This is a genomic window from Frankia sp. BMG5.60 (assembly GCF_059428125.1).
The window spans coordinates 7285033-7305354 of record NZ_CM182091.1 but is presented as its reverse complement, the minus strand read 5'-3'; the positions used below and the strand labels follow the sequence as shown (position 1 = coordinate 7305354).

Here is a 20322-nt window from a genome sequence, read left to right as displayed (position 1 = left end):
TCGGCCGGCGCCGGCCGCAGCGCGCCGGTCGGCGGCGCACCGGATCCGATTCCCGGGGACGGGCATCACCGGCACCGAGAACGGCTTGACCTCAAGAACGGCTCGAACTCGAGAACGGCTTGACCTGTTGTGGACGTTCACCGCCCGCGGAGAGGAACCAACGCCCGATGAGCAACCCCCTGTCCGAGCTCTCGGCCGCCGGAGTGGCGGTCTGGTTGGACGACATCAGCCGGGACCGGCTGCGCACCGGCAACCTCGCCGATCTGGTCGCCAACCGCAGCGTCGTCGGTGTCACCAGCAACCCGACGATCTTCCAGAAGGCGATTGCGTCCAGCGACCTGTACAACGAGCAGCTGCACGACCTGAAGGTCCGCGGTGTCGACGTCGGCGAGGCGGTGCGCGCGATCACCGCGGCGGACGTCCGCGACGCCTGCGACGTGCTGCGCGGCGTCTACGACGCCTCCGGCGGGGTCGACGGGCGGGTGTCCCTCGAGGTCGACCCGCGGCTGGCTCACGAGACCGAGCGCACCGTCGCCGAGGCCCGGGCGCTGTGGTGGCTGGTGGACCGCCCCAACCTGTTCATCAAGATCCCGGCCACCCTGGGCGGGCTGCCGGCGATCACCGAGACCCTGGCCCAGGGCATCAGCGTGAACGTCACGCTGATCTTCGGCCTGGACCGCTACGACGCCGTGATCGACGCCTTCATGTCGGGTGTCGAGCAGGCGATCGAGGCGGGCCGGGACGTCAGCGACCTGGCCTCGGTCGCGTCGTTCTTCGTCAGCCGGGTCGACTCCGAGGTCGACGCGCGACTGGACAAGATCGGCACGCCGGAGGCGAAGGCGCTGCACGCGAAGACGGCGATCGCGAATGCCCGACTGGCCTACGAACGATACGAGAAGGCGTTCGCCACCCCACGGTGGCAGGCGCTGGCCGCGAAGGGGGCGAAGCCGCAGCGGCCGCTGTGGGCGTCGACCTCGACGAAGGACCCGTCCCTGCCGGACACGATCTACGTCTCCGAACTGGTCGCGCCCGGCACCGTCAACACCATGCCCGAGGCGACCCTGCAGGCGTTCGCCGACCACGGCCAGGTCAACGGGGACACCATCCGCCCGTACTACGACGACGCCCGTGGAGTGTTCGCCGCGCTGGCCTCCGTCGGCGTGGACCTCGACGACGTGATCGAGACCCTGGAGACCCAGGGGGTACAGAAGTTCGAGGACTCGTGGAACCAGCTGCTCGGCACCATCGCGCAGCAGCTCGGCAGGTCCGGTTCGAGCAGCTAGCCGGCACGTCCCGCGTCGTGAGCATGACCCCGATCGGCCGGGTGACCGGGCCGGTCCGCGGCCGTGGTGATCGTCTCAGCGTCCGTCATGGACAGGCGACCGTCACAGGTGAAACAACCTCGGTTAGACCGAAGCGAGAACGAAGGGGGAACGGGTGGCGCCCACGGTGAGATCCAACCCGCTGCGGGATCCACGTGACCGCAGACTGCCCCGGCTGCCGGACGCGAGTGCCCTCGTGGTGTTCGGTGCGACCGGCGACCTGGCCCGCAAGAAGCTGATTCCCGCCGTCTACGACCTGTTCAGCCGCGGGCTGCTGCCACCCGGCTTCGTGCTGCTCGGTTTCGCGCGCAGGGACTGGTCGGACGGCGATTTCGGCGATTTCGCCCGCGAGTCCGCCGAGAAGGGCGCGCGTACCCCGTTCCGGGACGAGGTCTGGGACCGGCTCGCCGGCTCCATCCGCTTCCTGCAGGGCTCCTTCGACGACGACGCCGCCTTCGACCGGCTCGCCTCGACGCTGGAGGACCTGGAGCGCTCGCACGGCATCGGGGGCAATGCCGCGTTCTACCTGTCCATCCCGCCCTCGGCGTTCCCGGTCGTGCTCAAGCAGATGCAGCGCACCGGCCTGTCCTCGGCGCAGGACACGGGCGGCTGGCGCCGGGTCGTCATCGAGAAGCCGTTCGGGCACGATCTGGCGTCGGCCCGCGAGCTCAACGCCCTGGTCGACGACGTGTTCACCCCGTCGGGGGTGTACCGGATCGACCACTACCTGGGCAAGGAGACGGTGCAGAACCTGTTCGCGCTGAGGTTCGCGAACAACCTGTTCGAGCCGATCTGGAACTCGCAGTTCGTCGACTCGGTGCAGATCACCATGGCCGAGGACGTCGGCATCGGCACCCGCGCCGGCTTCTACGACGAGACCGGCGCCGCCCGCGACGTGCTCCAGAACCACCTGCTCCAGTTGCTCGCCCTCACCGCCATGGAGGAGCCGGTCAGCTTCGGCCCGGAGACGATCCGCACCGAGAAGCTCAAGGTGCTGCGCGCCGTCTCGCTGCCCGGCGACCTCGCCCGCTACGCCGTGCGCGGCCAGTACGAGCAGGGCTGGCTCGCCGGGGAACGGGTTCCCGGCTATCTCGACGAGAAGGACATCCCGCCGGACTCCCGGACCGAGACGTTCGCCGCGGTGCGCCTCGGCATCGAGACCCGCCGCTGGGCCGGGGTGCCGTTCTACCTGCGGACCGGCAAGCGGTTGCCGCGACGGGTCACCGAGATCGCGATCGTGTTCAAGAAGGCGCCGCACCTGCCCTTCGACCAGACCGACACCGCCGAGCTCGGCAACAACCAGCTCGTCATCCGGGTGCAGCCCGACGAGGGCGTCACCATGAAGTTCGGGTCCAAGGTGCCGGGCTCGGCGATGGAGGTCCGCGACGTCGCGATGGACTTCCTGTTCGGCGAGGCGTTCACCGAGGCGCTGCCCGAGGCCTATGAGCGGCTCATCCTCGACGTGCTGCTCGGCGACGCGACGCTGTTCCCGAACAACGCCGAGGTCGAGGAGTCCTGGCGGATCGTCGACCCGCTGGAGGAGTACTGGGCGAGCACGACCCCGCACCGCTACCGCGCGGGAAGCTGGGGGCCTGCGGCGGCCGACGAGATGCTCGCCGCGGACGGCCGCCGGTGGCGGCGGCCGTGAGCGCGCCCGCCCGCCGGCGCCCAGCCGGCCACCACGGCGTGCACCCTCCCGCCGGCCGAGGCTCCACGCCGGCCGGCGGCCCACTCCCGCGGACGGATAGGAGCCCCTCGTGACCACACTGTGGGACACCACCGGTTCTGAGGTGGTCAAGGCCCTCTCCGCCGAGCGGCGGGCGGCCGGGGCGCTGGCCTTCGGGCTGGCGCTCACCCTCGTCGTCGTCGTCGACGAGAAGCACGTCAGCGAGGCGGAGGGGGCGGCGACGCTCGCGGCCTCCGCCCACCCGTGCCGGCTGCTCATCGTGGTGCGCCGCCAGATCGAGTCGCCGCACCCCCGCCTGGACGCCGAGGTCTCGATCGGCGGCCGGCTCGGCCCCGGTGAGGCGGTCGTCATGCGGATGTCGGGGCGCCTGGCGCTGCACGCCGAGTCGGTCGTGCTGCCGCTGCTCGCCCCGGACGCCCCGGTGGTCACCTGGTGGCACGACGAGCCGCCGGCCCGGATCGCCTACGATCCGCTCGGCGTCTTCGCCGATCGCCGCGTCACCGACGTCACCGCCGCCCCCGACCCGATGTCCGCGCTGTTCCAGCGGGCGACGGACTTCGCGCCCGGCGACACGGACCTGTCGTGGACCCGCCTGACGCCGTGGCGGACCCTGCTCGCCGCGGCGTTCGACACCGTCAGCGACCGGCCCGACTCGGCGGTGATCACCTCCGGGCGGGCCAACCCGAGCGCCCAGCTCTTCGCCGGCTGGCTGCAGAACAAGCTCGACATCCCGGTGTCCGTCGAGGAGGTCGGGACCCGTCCCGACATCACGAAGGTGACCGTGTCCTTTGGCGGGTCCGAGCTCGCGATCTCCCGGACCGACTCCCGCACGGCGACGATCTCCCGGTCCGGCTACCCGGACCGGGTCCTCCCGCTGCCGGGCCGCGGCGTCGGCGAACTGCTCGCCGAGGAGTTGCGCCGGCTCGACGACGACGAGGTCTTCGGTGAGGCGCTGGGCACCTGGAGCGGCCTGGCGCACCTCGCCGACCGCTCGCCGCACCGCGAACACATCTGGCGCGACCCGATGGACAAGGCCGTGACGGTCACCGGCACGGTTCCGCCGACCGCCGGCGCCGCCCAGACCGGGGCGACATCCCCTGCCGGGACCGCACCCCAGCCCGGGACCGCACCCCAGCCGGGAACAGCGCCCCAGGCCGGGACCGCGTCCCAGGCGGGAACGGCGTCCTCCGCCGGGAGCTCCCCTCCCCCGCCGTCCCGTCGGGCTCCGCCGCCCGGGCGAAGCGGCCGGCGCCCGGCCCGGCCGCCGGGTCCGCATCCGGATCTGCGGCGGCGGACCAGCCGAAGGCGGGCGGCGCGTGACAGCCGAGCCGCAGCTCGTCCCGCACCGCGACGCCGGCGTCCTCGCCCGCGCCGCCGCCGCCCGCCTGATCACCCGGCTGATCGACGGGCAGGCCGCCCGCGGCGAGGCGTCGGTCGTGCTCACCGGCGGCGGCATCGGTATCGCGCTGCTGCGCGCGGTCCGGACGAACCCGGCGGTCGACGCGGTCGACTGGTCCAGGGTCGACGTCTGGTGGGGCGACGAGCGGTTCGTCCCCGCGGACTCGCCCGACCGCAACGACCGGCAGGCCCGCGAGGCCCTGCTCGACCACGTCCCGGTCGACCCGAAGCGGGTGTTCCCGATGGGCCATCACGCGGCCCAGACGGCCGGCGGGGACGTCGAGGGCAGCACCGCGGCGTCCGGCTATGCCGACCCGGAGTCGGCGGCGGCGGAGTACGCGGCCCTGCTCGCCGGCCGTGCGGCGCCCGGCGCCGCGGTCCCCGTGTTCGACGTCGTGCTGCTCGGTCTCGGCCCGGAGGGGCACGTCGCGTCGCTGTTCCCGAACTCGCCGGCGGTCGTCGCCACGGAGCCGGTGGTGGCCGTGCACGACTGCCCGAAGCCGCCGCCGGAACGCATCTCCCTGACCCTGCCGACGATCCAGTCGGCCCGCGAGGTGTGGGTGATCGTCGCGGGTGAGGAGAAGGCCGGGGCCGTGGCCGCGTCGTTTTCCGGGGCCGGGCCGATCGACGTCCCGGCGACCGGAGCCGTCGGCCGCGAGCGCACCCTCTGGCTGGTCGACCGGGCGGCCGCCTCCCGCCTGCCACCGACCCACGGCTGACACCGACCCACACCGACCCACCCACGGGGGCGGGTGAGGCCGACACCCACTCCTGAGGCGCCGGCGGGTCGGCGAGGTCGGCGGGGCCGGGTTCTCCGGACCCGCCGCCTCCTGTGGTGCTCAGGCGAGAATCCGCGTCTTCCCGCGGTCGAACTCGGCGTCGCTGATGATGCCCTGATCGCGCAGGTCCGCGAGTTTGCCGAGCTCGTCGGCGCTGCTCGCCGGGGCGGCGGCCCCCCACGCCCGCTCGTCCCGGCCCGCGGCGGCACGGCTGCGCTCGTGCATGCTGCCGCCGCGGACGACGAGGTAGGCGATCACACCTATCCAGGGCAGCACGACGATCGCCGCGGTCCAGGCCGCCTTCGCCCAGCCGGACAGGTCCGAGCTGCGGAAAACGTCGGTGATCACCGCGAACAGCAGGAACAGCCACAGGACGAAGGCGAAGAACCAGACCATGTAGAGAAACACACTCAGCAACGGGAAGTCGGGATCCACCGCGGCACCTCCAGTCAGTACCGTCGCCCCGGACCCGGGGCACGGTCACCGGTCCGCGCGGGGCCTGCGGGCCGAGACCCGGGTCATACCCACCCGCAGCCAGGCTGCCGGCGCTCCCGGTCACCCGTCCGGGGTGGAACCCCGAGTCCTCCCGCGCCTCCCCGGCCCCCCTGCCTCCCCTGCCTCCCACGGATACTCGTGGTGATCGCCGCCGGGATGGGCTCACCCGGGCATCCGGCGCAGCACCGCATGCCCACCGGGAGCGAGCAGGGACGCCGGGTAGTCGTAGTCCAAGGTGCCGTCGGCGCGCAGCACGAGGACGTCGACCGCGTTCGCGACGCACGCCACGCCCCCCGCGGTGAGCCGCTCGGCGAACCGGGCCTCGGTGCCGCGGACGGTCAGCAGCTCCAGGTCGGCCGCGCAGCCGTCGCGCGTGTTCCGGTTGCTGCCCAGGGTCTCGCCCACCCGACCGCCGGCCAGGGTGAGCTCGGCCGGATACGAGGCCCGGTCCTGCGCGACCGTGCCCCGCCACCGCCCGATCATGCCGGCGGGCAGGTCGCCGTCGTTCCCCGACCGCGCCGAGCCGTCCCCGTCGACCGCGGCGGCGGGCCCGGCCGATCGGGACGGGCCGATCTTGCCGCCACCGCCGTCCCCGCCACCAACGGCGGAGGTGAGCAGAAGGATCCCGCCAGCCACGGCCACGACCGCCAGCAGCGCGGCGAGCACCAGGCCGACCGGCCGCCCGCCCCACCGCCCCCCGCTCGGCCCCGTCCGCGGCGACCCGCCCGCCACCGGGCGCCGCCCCGGCACCGCGCCGGGCATGGCCCGCAGGGACACCGGCGTCGCGCTCCCCGGGGCCACTGCGGCCACGCCCTCCGGGGCCACCGCTCCGGTCATGCCACCCGAAACCACCCCGGTCATGCCACCCGGGGCCACTCCGGTCGCGCCACCCGAAACCGGTCCGGTCGCGCGACCTGGCAGTCGGCCGCGCGCTGCGGGCGCGGGGCGCGCCGGCGCGGGGTTGGACGACGCTCGGCTGAGCAGGGCGTGCGCGCCGTCGGGGCGCAGCCGGCTCGCCGGGCTCTTGGCCAGCAGGCCGGCGATCGCGGGGGCCAACGGGCCGGCGCGGGTGAACGGGGGCGGGTTGGCGTGCAGCACCGCGCCAACCGTCAGCGGCAGGGTCTCCCGGTGAAACGGGGGGACCCCCTCGACGGCGAGGTAGAGCGTGGCGCCGAGCGCGAACAGGTCGCCGGCCAAGGTCGCCGCACCGCCGAGCAGCCGCTCGGGCGCCATGTAGGCGGGGGTCCCGCCGCTGCCGAGGCCCCCGGTCAGCGTCGGGTCGGAGATGTGCGTCGCGATGCCGAAGTCGGTGAGCAGCACCCGGCCGTCGTGCGCTAACAGGATGTTGGACGGCTTGACGTCCCGGTGCAGCACCCCGAGCCGCTTGCCGGCGACGAGGGCGTCGAGGACGGCGAGGCCCACCCGGGCCGCGCGTTCCACCGGCAGCGGGCCCTGCCGCTCGACGGTGGCGGCGAGGGTGGCCGCGGGCACGTAGTCCATCACGATCCACGGCAGGCCGTCCTGCTCGACGGCGTCGTGGACGGTCACGACGTGCGGGTTGCCCCGCAGCCGGGCGGCATTGCGGGCCTCCCGCATCGCCGTGTCGACCTGGCCGGCCCGCTCGGCGTCGTCGAGGTCGGCCGGGAACCGGATCTCCTTGACTGCGACGTCGACCCGCAGCACCTCGTCGTACGCCCGCCAGACGGTGCCCATCCCGCCGGCGCCCAGCCACTCGACCAGCCGGTAGCGCCCCGCGACGAGCCGACCGGCGCCGACGTTATCAACGGTCACGGCGCATCATCCTCGGCGGCGGGCCCCGCAGGACCCGCCCCGCAGGGCCCCGCCCGAGCCCCTTCCGCGCGCAGAGCCTAAGGGGCGCCCCGCAGCTTGGCGAGCGCTTCCGCGAGGATCGCCTCGCCGTCCTTCTCGTTACGCCGCTCCCGGACGTAGGCGAGATGGGTCTTGTACGGCTCGGTCCGCGGCGGAGCCGGGGTGTTGTCCCGGTCCCGCCCCGCCGGAAAGCCACAGCTCGGACAGTCCCACGTGTCGGGGATGGCCGCGTCTGCGGCGAACGACGGTCTCGTCTCGTGCGCGTTGGCGCACCAGAAGGAGATGCGCTGGCGGGGTGCGGTCTCGCCGCGCTCCGCCTCTCCCATCGGTCCTGCCCCGACCCGGCTCCCCCGGATGGCGTTGCCACCTGCCACGGCCCGCGTGCTCCTTCGTCTCGTCCCATGGGTGGTAGCCCGGAACCCGCTGCGGCGTCCCCGCGGTGTGCACCACCGCGAAGACCGACAGCCGGTTCCGCAAGCATGACGTTCCCGGCCACTCCCCCGGGTTGTCCCTCCGGGTACGTCCTGGGGGGAGTGTAGGCCGCCAGGGCCCAACGTGGATGCACCGACCACCCCAACCCGGCCATGCACAGCCGGGACGATCATGGACGGGTCGGGCGTCATCCGGATCCGAGCGACACGGCGGACGGATCGGCCGTGCCGATGGACGGGACGATCGCGAACGTCGTGACCCCCGCGCTGTGGAACTCCGGGGTGTGCACGACCGCCAGCGGGATCACCGCGGCGCTGCCGACCACCGTCTGCTCCAGTGCGCCCCACGAGGCGGCCGCGGTGGTCTCCGAGGTGGCCCGCAGGGCGGCGTCGAGCTGGCGGGAGGCGTTCGGATCGCGGTAGCCGCCGTCGGCGGGCCGCGGGCCGAGCCACTGCTCGTCCAGCAGCGGCTGGAAGACCGTGCGCCCGGCGTCGCCGAACCACGCCGGGGTGATCGTGGACAGCGCCAGGTCCCAGAACTGGCCGGTGGGGTGGACCGCCGCGGCGGCGTACCGCGCACCGGTGCGGATCCGCACGTCGAGGCGGACGCCGGCGCGGGCGAACGCCGTGCGCAGCGCCTCGGCGACCGCCGCGTCGGTGGCGCTGTCCGTGGTGAGCAGCGACAGCGCCGTGACGGGGCCACCGGGGGTCTGGCTGAGCGCCTCCCGGCAGCGGGCCGGGTCGCCGAGACCGGCGGGGCTCGGGAACGGGTCGGCGTCGTTGTAGCCGGTCATCGGTTCCTGCAGCAGCCCGCCCGTGGTGGCGGCGAACTCGGGGCCGCCGAGGGCGGCGGCCAGGCTCACCCGGTCGATGCAGTAGGGCAGCGCCTGGCGGATGACCGGTTCGCGCAGGGCGGCCGCGGACGGTCCGTCGAGGCCCACCGTGAGCGCCAGGGTGGAACCCACGGGGTCGACGACGAGGCGCGGATCCTTGGCCTTCGCCAGTTCCGCGGCCCGGCCGGCCGGAAGTTCACCGTCGAGCGCCATGTCCGCGTCGCCGCCTTCGAGCTGCTGCTGCATCTGTTCGGGGGACAGCCCGTCGGTGATCGTGATGTGGTCGGGCAGCGCCCGGCGGATGCCGTCCGAGGAGGCGCTCCACGACGGGTTCCGGGCCAGCCGGTAGCCCGGCGTGGCGTCGTCGTCCGGGGCGATGGTGAACCGGTAGGGCCCGTCGGAGACCAGGTTGTGCAGGTACTCCGGCGAGTCGGGCGGGTAGGCGAGCGCCTCCAGCGGCACCGGCGACGCCACCGGCAGAGCCAGCACGTCGACGAAGTCGTTCACCGGGGCGAGCAGGTGGAACGCGACGGTGTCATCGCCGACGATCTCCACTCCCTCGATGGTGTTGCTCTCGACGAAGGCCGCGGCGTCCCCGACCGGGGTCGCCGCGAGCTCGGTGCAGAACTCGCGGAAGCCGACGACCGTCGCGGCGAAGTAGCCGCGCAGCGGGGAGGGGTCCGGCGGCACGCACAGCCGCTTGATGCCGCGGGCGACGTCGTTGGCCGTGATCCGCCGCTGGTTCGGGGTGTCCCAGCGGGCCGCCGACCGCAGCCGGACGGTGTAGACCAGCCCGTCCTCGGTGACGATCGGCGCCCCGGCGGCCAGGTCGGGCCGCGGAACCGTCGACCTCGCCGGATCGGCGTCGGCGGGATAGCTGTAGAGCTGGCGGGTGACGAGCCGGGCGACGGCCAGCTCACCGGGCTGGTCGGCCCAGCCCGGGTCCCCGCTGGGCATCTGCTGGGTGACGATGCGCAGGGTGCCCCCCGGCTTGGCCGCCGGCGGGGTCGTGGCGGTGGCCGTCGGGGTGGGGCTGGGGGCGGCGAGGCGGCCGGAGCCGCCGGAACCGCCGCTGCAGGCCGCGACCGCGACGGCGAGCACGGCGGCGAGCGCCGCGAGTCGAGACGCCGCCGCCCTCCGGGGGCGGCGGCGCGCACGCGGGGCGTTCAATTCTTCAGCAGCAGACCGAGACCGATGATGCAGACGAACCACACGGTCCCGACCAGGACGGTCAGCCGGTCGAGGTTCTTCTCCACGACGGAGGAACCGCCGAGCGACGAGGACACGCCCCCGCCGAACAGGGTGGACAGACCGCCGCCCTTGGCCCGGTGCAACAAGACGAGCAGGATCATCAGAATACTCGCGATGATCAAGGCGATCGACAGACCGACCGTCATTCAGACCAGCTCCTGCTCCTCGGGGAGGCGGCAGGAGACCCGCGCCCGGCTCGCCTCCGCGACAGTGGAGGCTCCACGGCCCTGCACACCTCCTGCGCCCTCCAGCAACCTGCGCCTACCAGGCGACCCGCGCCTGCCAGCAACCTCAATCGATCCGGCAACCGTCAGGGGGCAAGCGGTATCGGCACACGTCGCCAGGTAACAATATCCGCTTGCACCGGCGAGCCCCCGCCGAAACCAGCACCGCAAGGGCCGGGCGCGTGACCAGGTGTACGGCGGGCAGCCGCGTACAGACCGGCCCGCCCGGCCGTTTCTCGACGGTTCCGCCAAGGTACCGCACCCTGCCGCCCGGACCGCGGTGACGCACCCCGCTCCGGCGGGCGATGCGTTGCCGGGTCCGGCCGGCGGGCGGGCGTTGCGCGAGTCGAGATCTGGCACCGCGCCCACAACGGCACTGCGCCCGCAACGGCGAGAGCCCGGCGGGGTTCACCCCCACCGGGCTCTCGGTCCGGCCGCCTCAGGCCGGCGGGCCGCTGCGCACGATGCCGACGAACTCCTCGGCGACGAGGCTTGCCCCGCCGACGAGCCCGCCGTCGACGTCGGGCATGGTGAACAGCTCGCCGGCGTTCGCCGCCTTCACGGAGCCGCCGTAGAGGACGCGGATGCCCGCGGCCACCGCGTCGCCGTAGAGCCGGGCAAGTTGCCCGCGCACGGCGGCGCACATGTCCTGGGCGTCCTGGGCGGACGCCGTGCGGCCGGTGCCGATCGCCCATACCGGCTCGTAGGCGATGACGATCGTCGCGGCCTGCTCGGCGGTGATCCCGGCCAGCGACCCGCTGAGCTGGCCCAGCACGTGCTCGACGTGGGTGCCGGCCGCGCGGATCTCCTCGACCTCGCCGACGCACAGGATCGGCGTGATCCCGGCGGCATAGGCCGCCTTCGCCTTCGCGGCGACCAGGGCGTCGTCCTCGTGGTGGTCGGCGCGGCGTTCGGAATGGCCGACGACGACGTAGGAGCAGCCGAGCTTGGCCAGCATCGACCCGCTGATGTCGCCGGTGTGCGCGCCCGAGCCGTGCGGGGAGAGGTCCTGCCCGCCGTAGCCCAGGGCGAGCTTGTCACCGTCGATGAGCGTCTGGACGCTGCGCAGGTCGGTGAACGGCGGGATGACGACGACCTCGACGGTCTCGAGCTCCGCGGGCTTGAGATCGAAGGCGATCTTCTGCACCAGCGCGATGGCCTCGAGGTGATTGAGGTTCATCTTCCAGTTGCCGGCCACCAGCGTCCGCCGCCCGGTGCCCTTGTCCTTACTCACGCGGTTCTTACCTTTCTCGGTACCCCGTTCGGATCGTCCCCGGCCCAGCGGTGCCATCAACGGCTCCCGGTCTCAGACATCGAGCGCCGCGAGGCCGGGCAGCGTCTTGCCCTCGAGGTACTCCAGGCTGGCCCCGCCGCCGGTGGAGATGTGGCTGAAGGCGTCGTCGGGGATGCCCAGCGTGCGCACGGCGGCGGCGGAGTCCCCGCCGCCCACCACGGAGAAGCCGTCCCCGGCGGCGATCGCCTCGGCGACCCCGCGGGTGCCGGCGGCGAACGGCGCGAGCTCGAACACGCCCATCGGGCCGTTCCAGAACACGGTCGCGGCGCCGGCGAGCCGCTCGGCGAACAGCGCCGTGGACGCAGGGCCGATGTCCAGGCCGAGCCAGCCCGCACTGATCCCGTCGGCGGGGACGACCGCCGTCTGCGCGTCGGCGGCGAAACGGTCGGCGACGACGACGTCGGTCGGCAGCACGATCCGGTCCCCGCCCTCGGCGAGCAGGGCCTTGCAGGTGTCGATCATCTCGGCCTCGAGCAGGGAGCCCCCGACGCCGTGGCCGAGGGCCGCGAGGAAGGTGAAGCACATGCCGCCACCGACGAGCAGCGCGTCGACCTTGGGCAGCAGAGCGCGGATGACCCCGAGCTTGTCCGACACCTTCGAACCACCGAGGACGACCGCGTAGGGGCGGGCCGGGTCGGCGCTGAGCCGGCGCAGCACGTCGAGCTCGGTGAGCACCAGCCGGCCGGCCGCGTGCGGCAGCCGCTTGGGCACGTCGACGACGCTGGCATGGGCCCGGTGGACCGCGCCGAAGGCGTCGCCGACGTAGAACTCCGCCAGGGCGGCCAGGGCGTCCGCGAACGACGCCCGGGTCACGGCATCCTTGCTGGTCTCGCCGGGCGAGAAGCGCAGGTTCTCCAGCAGCGCCACCTCGCCGTCACCGAGGCCCGCGACGACCTCACGCGCGCGGGCGCCGGCGATGTCGCCGGTGCCGTCGCCGGCGAAGGCCACCGGCCGGCCGAGCAGCTCGCCGAGGCGGGCCGCGACCGGTTCCAGCGAGTACTTGGGGTCGGGCTCGCCCTTGGGACGGCCGAGATGGGAGGTCACGATCACCCGCGCGCCGCGGTCCAGCAGCGCGGCGATCGTCGGGACACTGGCGCGGACACGGCCGTCGTCGGTGATGCGCGGGGTGTCGCCCGAACGGTCCAGCGGCACGTTCAGGTCGCTGCGGACCAGGACGCGGTGCCCGGCGACCTGTAGGTCGTCGATCGTCCTCACTCTTGGTTACTCCATTGGGTTCGAGACCGGGGAAGGGAGACGGGCGATGCTGCGAACCGCCTCCGGCGATCCCCACCGGGAACCTGGCCGGACACGCTCCGCGGCGTTGCGGTTGCGATGCGAGATGGAGAGCGCGGGATGCAACCACGACGGCCGGGACCGCGGACGGCGGCCCCGGCCGGAACAGCGCCTAGAACTACAGGGGAACTAGCACTACTAGAGGCGGGCGCCGACCAGGGCGGTCAGGTCGACCAGCCGGTTGGAGTAGCCCCACTCGTTGTCGTACCAGCCGACGATCTTGACCTGATTGCCGGCGGACATCGTCAGCAGCGAGTCGAAGGTGCAGGACGCCGGGGTGTTCACGATGTCGGAGGAGACGATCGGGTCCTCGGTGTAGACCAGGTAGCCCTTGAGCGGGCCGTCGGCCGCCGCCCTGAACGCCGCGTTGACCTCCTCCTTGGTCGCCGGCGTGTTCAGCGTGGCGACCAGGTCGGTAACCGATCCGTCGAGCACCGGCACCCGCATGGCGATGCCGTCGAGCTTGCCCTTGAGGTGCGGCAGCACCAGCGCGGTGGCCTTCGCGGCACCGGTGGTGGTCGGGATGATGTTCTGCGCCGCCGCGCGGGCCCGGCGCAGGTCCTCGTGCGGGAAGTCCAGGATGACCTGGTCGTTGGTGTAGGCGTGGATGGTGGTCATGAGGCCCTGGCTGATGCCGAACGCCTCGTCGAGGACCTTGGCCATCGGCGCCACGCAGTTCGTGGTGCAGGAGGCGTTGGACAGGATGTGGTGCTTCGCCGGGTCGTAGGCGTCGTCGTTCACGCCCACGACGACGGTGATGTCCTCGTCCTTGGCCGGAGCCGAGATGATGACCTTCTTGGCACCCGCCTTGAGGTGCTTGCCCGCGTCGGCGGCCTTGGTGAACCGGCCGGTGGACTCGATGACGATGTCCACGCCCAGCTCGCCCCAGGGCAGTGCGGCCGGGTCGCGCTCGGCGAGAACCTTGATCAGGGTGTCGCCGACCCGGATGCCCTCGTCGACGACGCTGACCGGAGCGGCCAGTGTGCCCAGGGTGGTGTCGTACTTGAGAAGGTGCGCGAGGGTCTTGTTGTTGGTCAGGTCGTTGACGGCGACGATCTCGAGGTCGTCCCGCTTGCTCGCCGCGAGCGCCCGCCAGAAGTTACGGCCGATCCGCCCGAAGCCGTTGACACCCACCCGCGTAGCCACGTCCAGGACTCCCTACCGTCTTGTCTCGTCGTTTCGACGGTCATGACGCCGCTTGCGTCATGACCGGAGTTCGGTATCTCGTTGTCGAGGCAGGAGCCTAACGAGTTCGCACATCATCGGCGGTAATCCGAACCGTGCGGTGTTGGTCTCCTCACACGAGACCACGCGCCCGTCTGGCTACCTGCTCCCACCCGGTCACGACGATGCTCCGTATCCGGAGGTTCCCGCCGCTCCCCTGCCTGGACCCCGGGCCAGGCACGTCTCGCGCTTGCCTGCCACACCGTCCGAGCCGCTCCACCGTTCGGGCGCCCCCGCGGCGCGAGGCCTGCACCGTCCCCTGCGTGCGATCCCGATGGTGCTACCCCGCGATTATTCCACGGACGTTCGGGCATCGTTGCTCCGACCTCGGCACGTTGCACCACCAACGGGCCCTTATCAGGAATAGCGTTGATCCAGCTAGCGAAATGCCCGGAATCAACCAGATGACGCATTGTCAGGGCTCAGGCGTTCTCCAGCAGGTCCGGTGAGACGCTTGCCTCGGTGTTGGGGATGCCGAGTGCATTCGCCCGCTTGTCCGCGAGCGCGAGCAGCCGCCGGATCCGCCCGGCGACGGCGTCCTTGGTCAGCGGCGGGTCGGCGAGCGCGCCGAGTTCCTCCAGGGACGCCTGGGCATGTTCCAGGCGCAGCCGGCCCGCGGCGAGCAGGTGCTCGGGCGCGTCGTCGCCGAGGATGCGCATCGCCGCCTGCACCCGCGCCCCGGCCGCGACCGCGGCGCGGGCCGAGCGGCGCAGGTTGGCGTCGTCGAAGTTCGCCAGCCGGTTCGCCGTCGCCCGGACCTCGCGGCGCATCCGCCGCTCCTCCCAGGCCATCAGACTGTCATGGGCGCCGATCTTGGTCAGCAACGCGCCGATGGCGTCGCCGTCCCGGATGACCACCCGGTCGACCCCGCGCACGTCGCGGCTCTTGGCCTGCACACCGAGCCGCCGCGCCGCCCCGACCAGCGCGAGCGCCGCCTCCGGACCGGGCGAGGTCACCTCGAGCGAGCAGGACCGGCCCGGCTCCGTCAGCGACCCGTGGGCGAGGAACGCGCCCCGCCATGCCGCCGCCGCGTCGCAGGCCGAGCCGGTGACGACCTGCGGGGGCAGCCCGCGGACGGGCCGGCCACGCTGGTCGAGCAGCCCCGTCGAGCGGGCGAGCTGTTCGCCGTCGCGTTCGACCCGCACGATGTAACGCACCGAGCGGCGCAGCCCCCCGGCGGCGAGCACCGCCACCGTGGACGGGAAGCCGAAGACCTCGGCGACCTCCCGGCGCAGCCGGCGCGCGGTCGCACCCGTATCCAGCTCCGCCTCCACCACGATGCGGCCCCCGACGATGTGCAGCCCCCCACCGAAACGCAGCAGGGCTGCCATCTCGGCACGCCGGCAACAGGGCTTCGCGACCCGTAGCCGGCTCAGTTCGTCCTTGACGGTGGCCGTCATCGCCGCCACACCGATCACTCCTTGGCTTCACCGGATGGGGTCCGGCGAACCGCGCCGCCGGACGATGGGTACTTCGTGACCGGCCGCCGGCTGCCCCCCGCGGACGGTGCCCGCGGCACCGACGGGGCAGGCGGCCCGGACGGCCCGGTGCGGACGGCCGGCGACGCCGCCGGGGAGCCGCCGCCGGACGGCCCGGCCTGAACCGGCGCCACGGCAGCCACGGGCCCGGTCTCGTTCTCGACCGCCGCGCCCCGCGAGACCGTCCCGCCCCGCGGGACCGTCCCAGTCGGCGGGACCGTCCCAGTCGGCGGGACTGCCGCAGCTTGCGAGACCGCTCCAGATCGTGCGACCGCTCCGAACTGGTCGACCGCTTCGGGCTGGGCAGCCGCTGCGGACCGGGCGACCGCTCCGGACCGGTTGACCGCTCCGGACCGGGCGACTGCTCCGGACCGGGCGACTGCTCCGGACTGGGCGAATACGGCACGGAAGGCCTCGGCAAGGCGGGCCGGGTCGTGCACGGGTGCGCCGGGCACCCGCACCGGCGCGAGATGCAGCCGGGCACCGAGATCCGCCGCGGCCCGCGCTAGCGGGTCGGGCTCGGGCACGGCGCTCGGATCGGCGATCACGACGTCCAGGCGCAGGCCGGGCACGTGCCGGCGCAGGGCGTCGAGGTGGGCCTGCGGGGTGTACCCGGCGGTCTCCCCCGGCTGGGCGGCCAGGTTGAGGACCATCAGCGTGCGCGCCCGCGAGGTGGTGATCGCCTGCCGCATCCCGGGCACCAGCAGGTGCGGCAGCATGCTCGTGTAGAGCGAGCCCGGGCCGAGGACGAGCCAGTCGGCCGCGTGGGCCGCCGCCACCGCCTCCGCGCAGGCCGCCGGTTCCGCCGGCGCGAGCCGGACGCCGGCCACCCGTCCCGCCGTGGTGGCCACCGCGGCCTGCCCGCGCACCTCGGTCACCGCCCCCGGTGCGGCCGGGTCCAACCCGAGGACGTCGGCGACGATGTCGATGCCCGCGGTGGACAGCGGCAGCACCCGACCCCGCGCGCCGAGCAGGCCGGCGGCGAGATCGAGGGCGGCCACCGGGGAGCCGGTGTGCTCGGCCAGCCCGGTCAGCACCAGGTTCCCCACGGCGTGCCCGGCCAGCGGGCCGGAGCCGGCGAACCGGTGTTGGAAGAGCTCCGCCCAGGTCGCCGGCGGGCCGTCCGGGCCGGCGAGCGCGGCCAGCGCCATCCGCAGGTCGCCCATGGGCAGCGCGCCGAGCTCCGCCCGCAACCGCCCCGACGATCCCCCGTCGTCGCCGACGGTCACCACCGCCGTCAGCGCCGAGGTGAGCTGGCGCAGCGCGGCCAGCGATGCGGCGAGCCCGTGGCCACCGCCGAAGGCGACGACCGCCGGCTCCAGCCCGGCGACGGCGTCGTCGCCGCCACCAGCGGCCCTGGCAGCCTCGACGCCGCCAGTGGCCCCAGCGGCCTCGGTTCCCCCAGCGGCCTCGGCGGCCCGGGGGTCACGGCCGGAGCCGGCGGGGACGACGGGCGTCGGCACGCTCACTCCCGTCCCAGATCGCGGTGCACGACCCGGACCCCGACGCCGTCGGCGGCCAGTCGCGCGCCGAGCTGCTCGGCCATCGCCACGCTGCGGTGCTTGCCACCGGTACAACCGACCGCGAGGGTCAGATACCGCTTGCCCTCCCGTGCGTAGCCGTCCCCGACCAGGCGCAGCAGGGCCGCGTACTGGTCGAGGAACTCCTGCGCCCCCGGTTGGGCGAGGACGTAACTGCGCACCTGCGGATCCCGCCCGGTGTAGGGGCGCAGCTCCTCCACCCAGTGCGGGTTGGGCAGGAACCGGCAGTCGGCGACGAGGTCGGCGTCCAGCGGCAGCCCGTACTTGTACCCGAACGACACCACGGTGGCGTTGAGCCGGTTCGCGCCCGGCTGCCCGAACGCCGCGTCGATCTTCGACCGCAGCTCGTGGACGTTCAGGTCCGTGGTGTCGAGGACGAGGTCGGCCTCGCCGCGCAGCTCGGCGAGCAGCGCCCGTTCCCGGCCGATGCCGTCGACCACGCGCTCGTCGCCCTGCAGCGGATGCGGCCGACGGACGTGGTCGAACCGCCGGATGAGCGCGTCGTCGCTGGCTTCGAGGAAGAGCATCCGGGGATGCATGCCGCGGGCGTCCAGCGCCGCGACCGCTGCCCGCAGGTCCGAGAAGAACGCCCGGCCGCGGACGTCCACGACCACGGCGATCCGGCTGACCGCCCCCCCGGAGCGGTGGCCGAGTTCCGCCATGGTGGACAGCAGGGCGGGCGGCAGGTTGTCGACGACGAACCAGCCGAGGTCCTCCAGGCACTTGGCCGCAGTGCTGCGCCCCGCGCCGGACAGGCCGGTGATGATGGCGAGGTCGAGGGTCGGGGTGGTCATGACGGCCTTCCCGAGTCGGCGTGGTGCAGGGCACGTGCCGCCGCGGCGGGATCGTCCGCCGCGGGCGCCGGCGGCGTCTCGTCGAGGATCTCACCGGTGCGAGGGTCGACGGCGGGGGTGGGGGCGGCGGCGGTGCCCGGCGCGGACCGGCCGAGCGCCGTGAGGATCGCCGCGGCGGTGCGCGGCCCGATCCCGGGCACCTGGGCGATCTCCTCGGCGCTCGCCGCCCGCACCTTCGCCACCGAGCCGAACTGCCGCAACAGCGCCTTGCGCCGGGTCTCCCCGAGGCCGGGCACGTCGTCGAGCGCGGAGGTCACCATCGCGGCGGACCGCTTCTGCCGGTGGTAGGTGATGGCGAAACGATGCGCCTCGTCCCGGACCCGCTGCAACAGGTACAGCGCCTCGGAGGTACGCGGCAGGATCACCGGCTCCGCGATGTCGGGCAGCCAGACCTCCTCCAGCCGCTTCGCGAGCCCGCACAACGCCACCCCGCCGGGCCCGGTGTCGATGCCGAGCTCGTCGAGGGCGCGGGCGGCGGCGGCGACCTGCGGCGGGCCACCGTCGACGACGACGAGGTTCGGCGGGTAGGCGAACTTGCGGGGCCGGCCGGTGTCCGGGTCGATCGGCTGCGCCGCGGCCGTCGGGACGGTCCGGCCCCGCCCGTCCCGCACGCCCGCCTCGGCACCGGCGTCGCCCACGAGGTCGCCGGCCGGATCGGCGGCGGAAGCGGCGGTGGGGACGGCGACGAGATCCTCCGCGGGGTCGACGATGTCGACGAGTTCCCCGGTGCGGGACCGCTCGGCGAGGTACCGGGAGAACCGGCGATGGATGGTCTCGTACATGCTGGCGACGTCGTCCTGCCCGGCGTCCGCCCGCCCGTGCTCGCGGCCGGTGCCACCCGCGCCGCCGCGGATGGAGAACCGGCGGTACTCCGACTTGCGCGCCAGCCCGTCCTCGAAGACGACCATGCTCGCGACGACGTTGGTGCCCTGAATGTTCGACACGTCGTAGCACTCGATGCGCAGCGGCGCGTCCGGCAGCTCCAGGGCCTCCTGGAGCTCGGCGAGCGCCCGGCTGCGCGCGGTCAGGTCGCTGGCCCGCTTCGTGCGGTGCAGCGCCAGCGCCTGGCGGGCGTTGCGCTCCACGGTCTCCAGCAGGGTGCGCTTGTCGCCGCGGCGCGGCACCCGGATCTCGACCCGGCCGCCGCGGGCGACGCCGAGCAGCTCGGCCACGGCGGCCGCATCCGGAGGCAGGGCGGGCACGAGGATCTCGCGCGGGATGCCCGCGCCCTGCGGATCGGTGCGCGGCGACCGGGCCGGCGGCGTCGGCCCGGCGGCCCGACCTGATCCACCCTGCTCGGCCAGCGCGCCACCGGCATCCGCGGCGGCGGCGTCCCCGGCACCGGCGTCCGCGGTCGCGGCATCCGGTGCGCCGGTCTCCCCGGGAGGGGCGGCGCCGGGGGGGACGGCGCCGGCGTTGGTGAACGACGTGCCGTCCAGGTACTCCTGGGTGAGGAACTGTTCGACGAGGTCGGCCATGGTCACCTCGTCGAGCTTGTCGACCACCCAGCCGCGTTGCCCGCGCACGCGCCCGGCACGCACGTAGAAGATCGCGACCGCGGCCTCCAGCTCGTCCTCGGCGAAGGCGATCACATCGGCGTCGGTGCCGTCGGGCAGCACGACGGCCTGCTTCTCGATGGCGCGCCGCAGGGCGCCGGCGTCGTCGCGCAGCCGCGCGGCCCGCTCGTACTCCTGGGCCGAGGCGGCCTGCTGCATCTCCTGCTCGAGCCGGCGCAGGTAACGGCCGGTCTGACCGGACATGAAGTCGCAGAAGTCGTCGACGATCTCCCGGTGGGTCTCGGCGTCCACCCGGCCGACGCAGGGCGCCGAGCAGCGGTCGATGTAGCCGAGCAGGCACGGGCGGCCGACCTGCCCGGCCCGCTTGAACACCCCCGCCGAGCAGGTGCGCGCCGGGAAGACGCGCAGCAACAGGTCGAGGGTCTCCCGGATCGCCCAGGCGTGGGCGTACGGACCGAAGTACCGCACACCCTTGCGCTTCGGTCCCCGCATGACCTGCAGACGCGGGAACTCCTCGTGGAGGGTCACCGCGAGGCTCGGGTAGCTCTTGTCGTCGCGGTACCGGACGTTGAAGCGCGGATCGAACTCCTTGATCCACGTGTACTCGAGCTGGAGGGCCTCGACCTCCGTGGAGACCACGGTCCAGTCGACCGCGCTGGCCGCCTGGACCATGTGCTGGGTACGCGGATGGAGCGTGTGCAGATCGGCGAAGTAGTTGGCCAGCCGGGCCCGCAGGTTCTTGGCCTTGCCCACGTAGAGCACACGGCCGTGCTCGTCGCGGAAGCGGTAGACGCCGGGGGTCTCGGGAATCGAGCCCGGCGCGGGCCGGTAGGACGCCGGATCAGCCATGAACCGAGCCTACGGCGACCAT

Annotated in this window: 15 protein-coding genes and 1 pseudogene; 4 read left to right on the top strand and 12 right to left on the bottom strand. The window is 73.7% G+C overall.

The window, feature by feature from the left end; translation table 11 throughout:
• Positions 1 to 167 precede the first annotated feature (167 nt).
• The 4 genes and pseudogenes from tal to pgl all read left to right on the top strand — a co-directional run bounded on the left by tal (position 168) and on the right by pgl (position 5126).
• Positions 168 to 1283, top strand: coding sequence for a transaldolase (gene tal / locus AC5R91_RS29935; RefSeq protein WP_495394634.1), 1116 nt, complete (start codon positions 168 to 170; stop codon positions 1281 to 1283).
• Positions 1284 to 1437: 154 nt separating this feature from the next.
• A complete protein-coding gene (zwf, locus tag AC5R91_RS29930; RefSeq protein ID WP_495394633.1) occupies positions 1438 to 2970 on the top strand; it encodes a glucose-6-phosphate dehydrogenase in 1533 nt (510 codons plus the stop codon).
• A 109-nt stretch (positions 2971 to 3079) separates the two neighbouring features.
• A pseudogene (locus tag AC5R91_RS29925) lies at positions 3080 to 3904 on the top strand (glucose-6-phosphate dehydrogenase assembly protein OpcA); the annotation flags it as partial.
• Positions 3905 to 4325: 421 nt separating this feature from the next.
• The gene (pgl, locus tag AC5R91_RS29920; protein WP_495394632.1) at positions 4326 to 5126 is read left to right on the top strand and encodes a 6-phosphogluconolactonase; all 801 of its coding nucleotides are present in this window, start codon (positions 4326 to 4328) and stop codon (positions 5124 to 5126) included.
• A gap of 120 nt (positions 5127 to 5246) precedes the next feature.
• Here the strand turns inward: pgl and AC5R91_RS29915 are convergent, their stop codons facing one another.
• The 12 genes from AC5R91_RS29915 to uvrC form a co-directional block, all read right to left on the bottom strand.
• Positions 5247 to 5621 carry an SHOCT domain-containing protein gene (locus AC5R91_RS29915; RefSeq protein WP_495394631.1) on the bottom strand — a complete coding sequence of 125 codons (375 nt, stop codon included), beginning with the start codon at positions 5619 to 5621 and terminating at the stop codon, positions 5247 to 5249.
• Positions 5622 to 5843: 222 nt separating this feature from the next.
• Entirely contained in the window at positions 5844 to 7472 is a 1629-nt protein-coding gene (locus AC5R91_RS29910; RefSeq protein WP_495394630.1) for a serine/threonine-protein kinase, read from the bottom strand.
• A 77-nt stretch (positions 7473 to 7549) separates the two neighbouring features.
• The gene (locus AC5R91_RS29905; RefSeq protein ID WP_009399449.1) at positions 7550 to 7885 is read right to left on the bottom strand and encodes an RNA polymerase-binding protein RbpA; all 336 of its coding nucleotides are present in this window, start codon (positions 7883 to 7885) and stop codon (positions 7550 to 7552) included.
• A 245-nt stretch (positions 7886 to 8130) separates the two neighbouring features.
• Complete coding sequence (locus tag AC5R91_RS29900) at positions 8131 to 9945, bottom strand: ABC transporter substrate-binding protein (protein WP_495394629.1); 1815 nt, start codon at positions 9943 to 9945, stop codon at positions 8131 to 8133.
• A complete protein-coding gene (gene secG, locus AC5R91_RS29895) occupies positions 9942 to 10172 on the bottom strand; it encodes a preprotein translocase subunit SecG (RefSeq protein ID WP_011605700.1) in 231 nt (76 codons plus the stop codon). Before secG ends, AC5R91_RS29900 begins: the two co-directional genes overlap by 4 nt.
• Before the next feature lie 517 nt (positions 10173 to 10689).
• Positions 10690 to 11541, bottom strand: a complete 852-nt coding sequence (gene tpiA / locus AC5R91_RS29890; RefSeq protein WP_495394628.1) for a triose-phosphate isomerase — start codon at positions 11539 to 11541, stop codon at positions 10690 to 10692.
• A gap of 15 nt (positions 11542 to 11556) precedes the next feature.
• Entirely contained in the window at positions 11557 to 12759 is a 1203-nt protein-coding gene (locus tag AC5R91_RS29885) for a phosphoglycerate kinase (protein WP_495394627.1), read from the bottom strand.
• Between the two features lie 216 nt (positions 12760 to 12975).
• Positions 12976 to 13983 carry a type I glyceraldehyde-3-phosphate dehydrogenase gene (gap, locus tag AC5R91_RS29880; RefSeq protein WP_495394626.1) on the bottom strand — a complete coding sequence of 336 codons (1008 nt, stop codon included), beginning with the start codon at positions 13981 to 13983 and terminating at the stop codon, positions 12976 to 12978.
• A gap of 500 nt (positions 13984 to 14483) precedes the next feature.
• The gene (gene whiA / locus AC5R91_RS29875) at positions 14484 to 15470 is read right to left on the bottom strand and encodes a DNA-binding protein WhiA (protein WP_009399443.1); all 987 of its coding nucleotides are present in this window, start codon (positions 15468 to 15470) and stop codon (positions 14484 to 14486) included.
• 5 nt (positions 15471 to 15475) lie between these two features.
• Positions 15476 to 17002 carry a gluconeogenesis factor YvcK family protein gene (locus tag AC5R91_RS29870; protein ID WP_495394625.1) on the bottom strand — a complete coding sequence of 509 codons (1527 nt, stop codon included), beginning with the start codon at positions 17000 to 17002 and terminating at the stop codon, positions 15476 to 15478.
• Positions 17003 to 17004: 2 nt separating this feature from the next.
• Positions 17005 to 17874, bottom strand: coding sequence for an RNase adapter RapZ (gene rapZ / locus AC5R91_RS29865; RefSeq protein ID WP_495394624.1), 870 nt, complete (start codon positions 17872 to 17874; stop codon positions 17005 to 17007).
• Positions 17871 to 20300, bottom strand: a complete 2430-nt coding sequence (gene uvrC / locus AC5R91_RS29860) for an excinuclease ABC subunit UvrC (RefSeq protein ID WP_495394623.1) — start codon at positions 20298 to 20300, stop codon at positions 17871 to 17873. The genes rapZ and uvrC overlap by 4 nt, the downstream gene beginning before the upstream one ends.
• Positions 20301 to 20322: the final 22 nt, after the last annotated feature.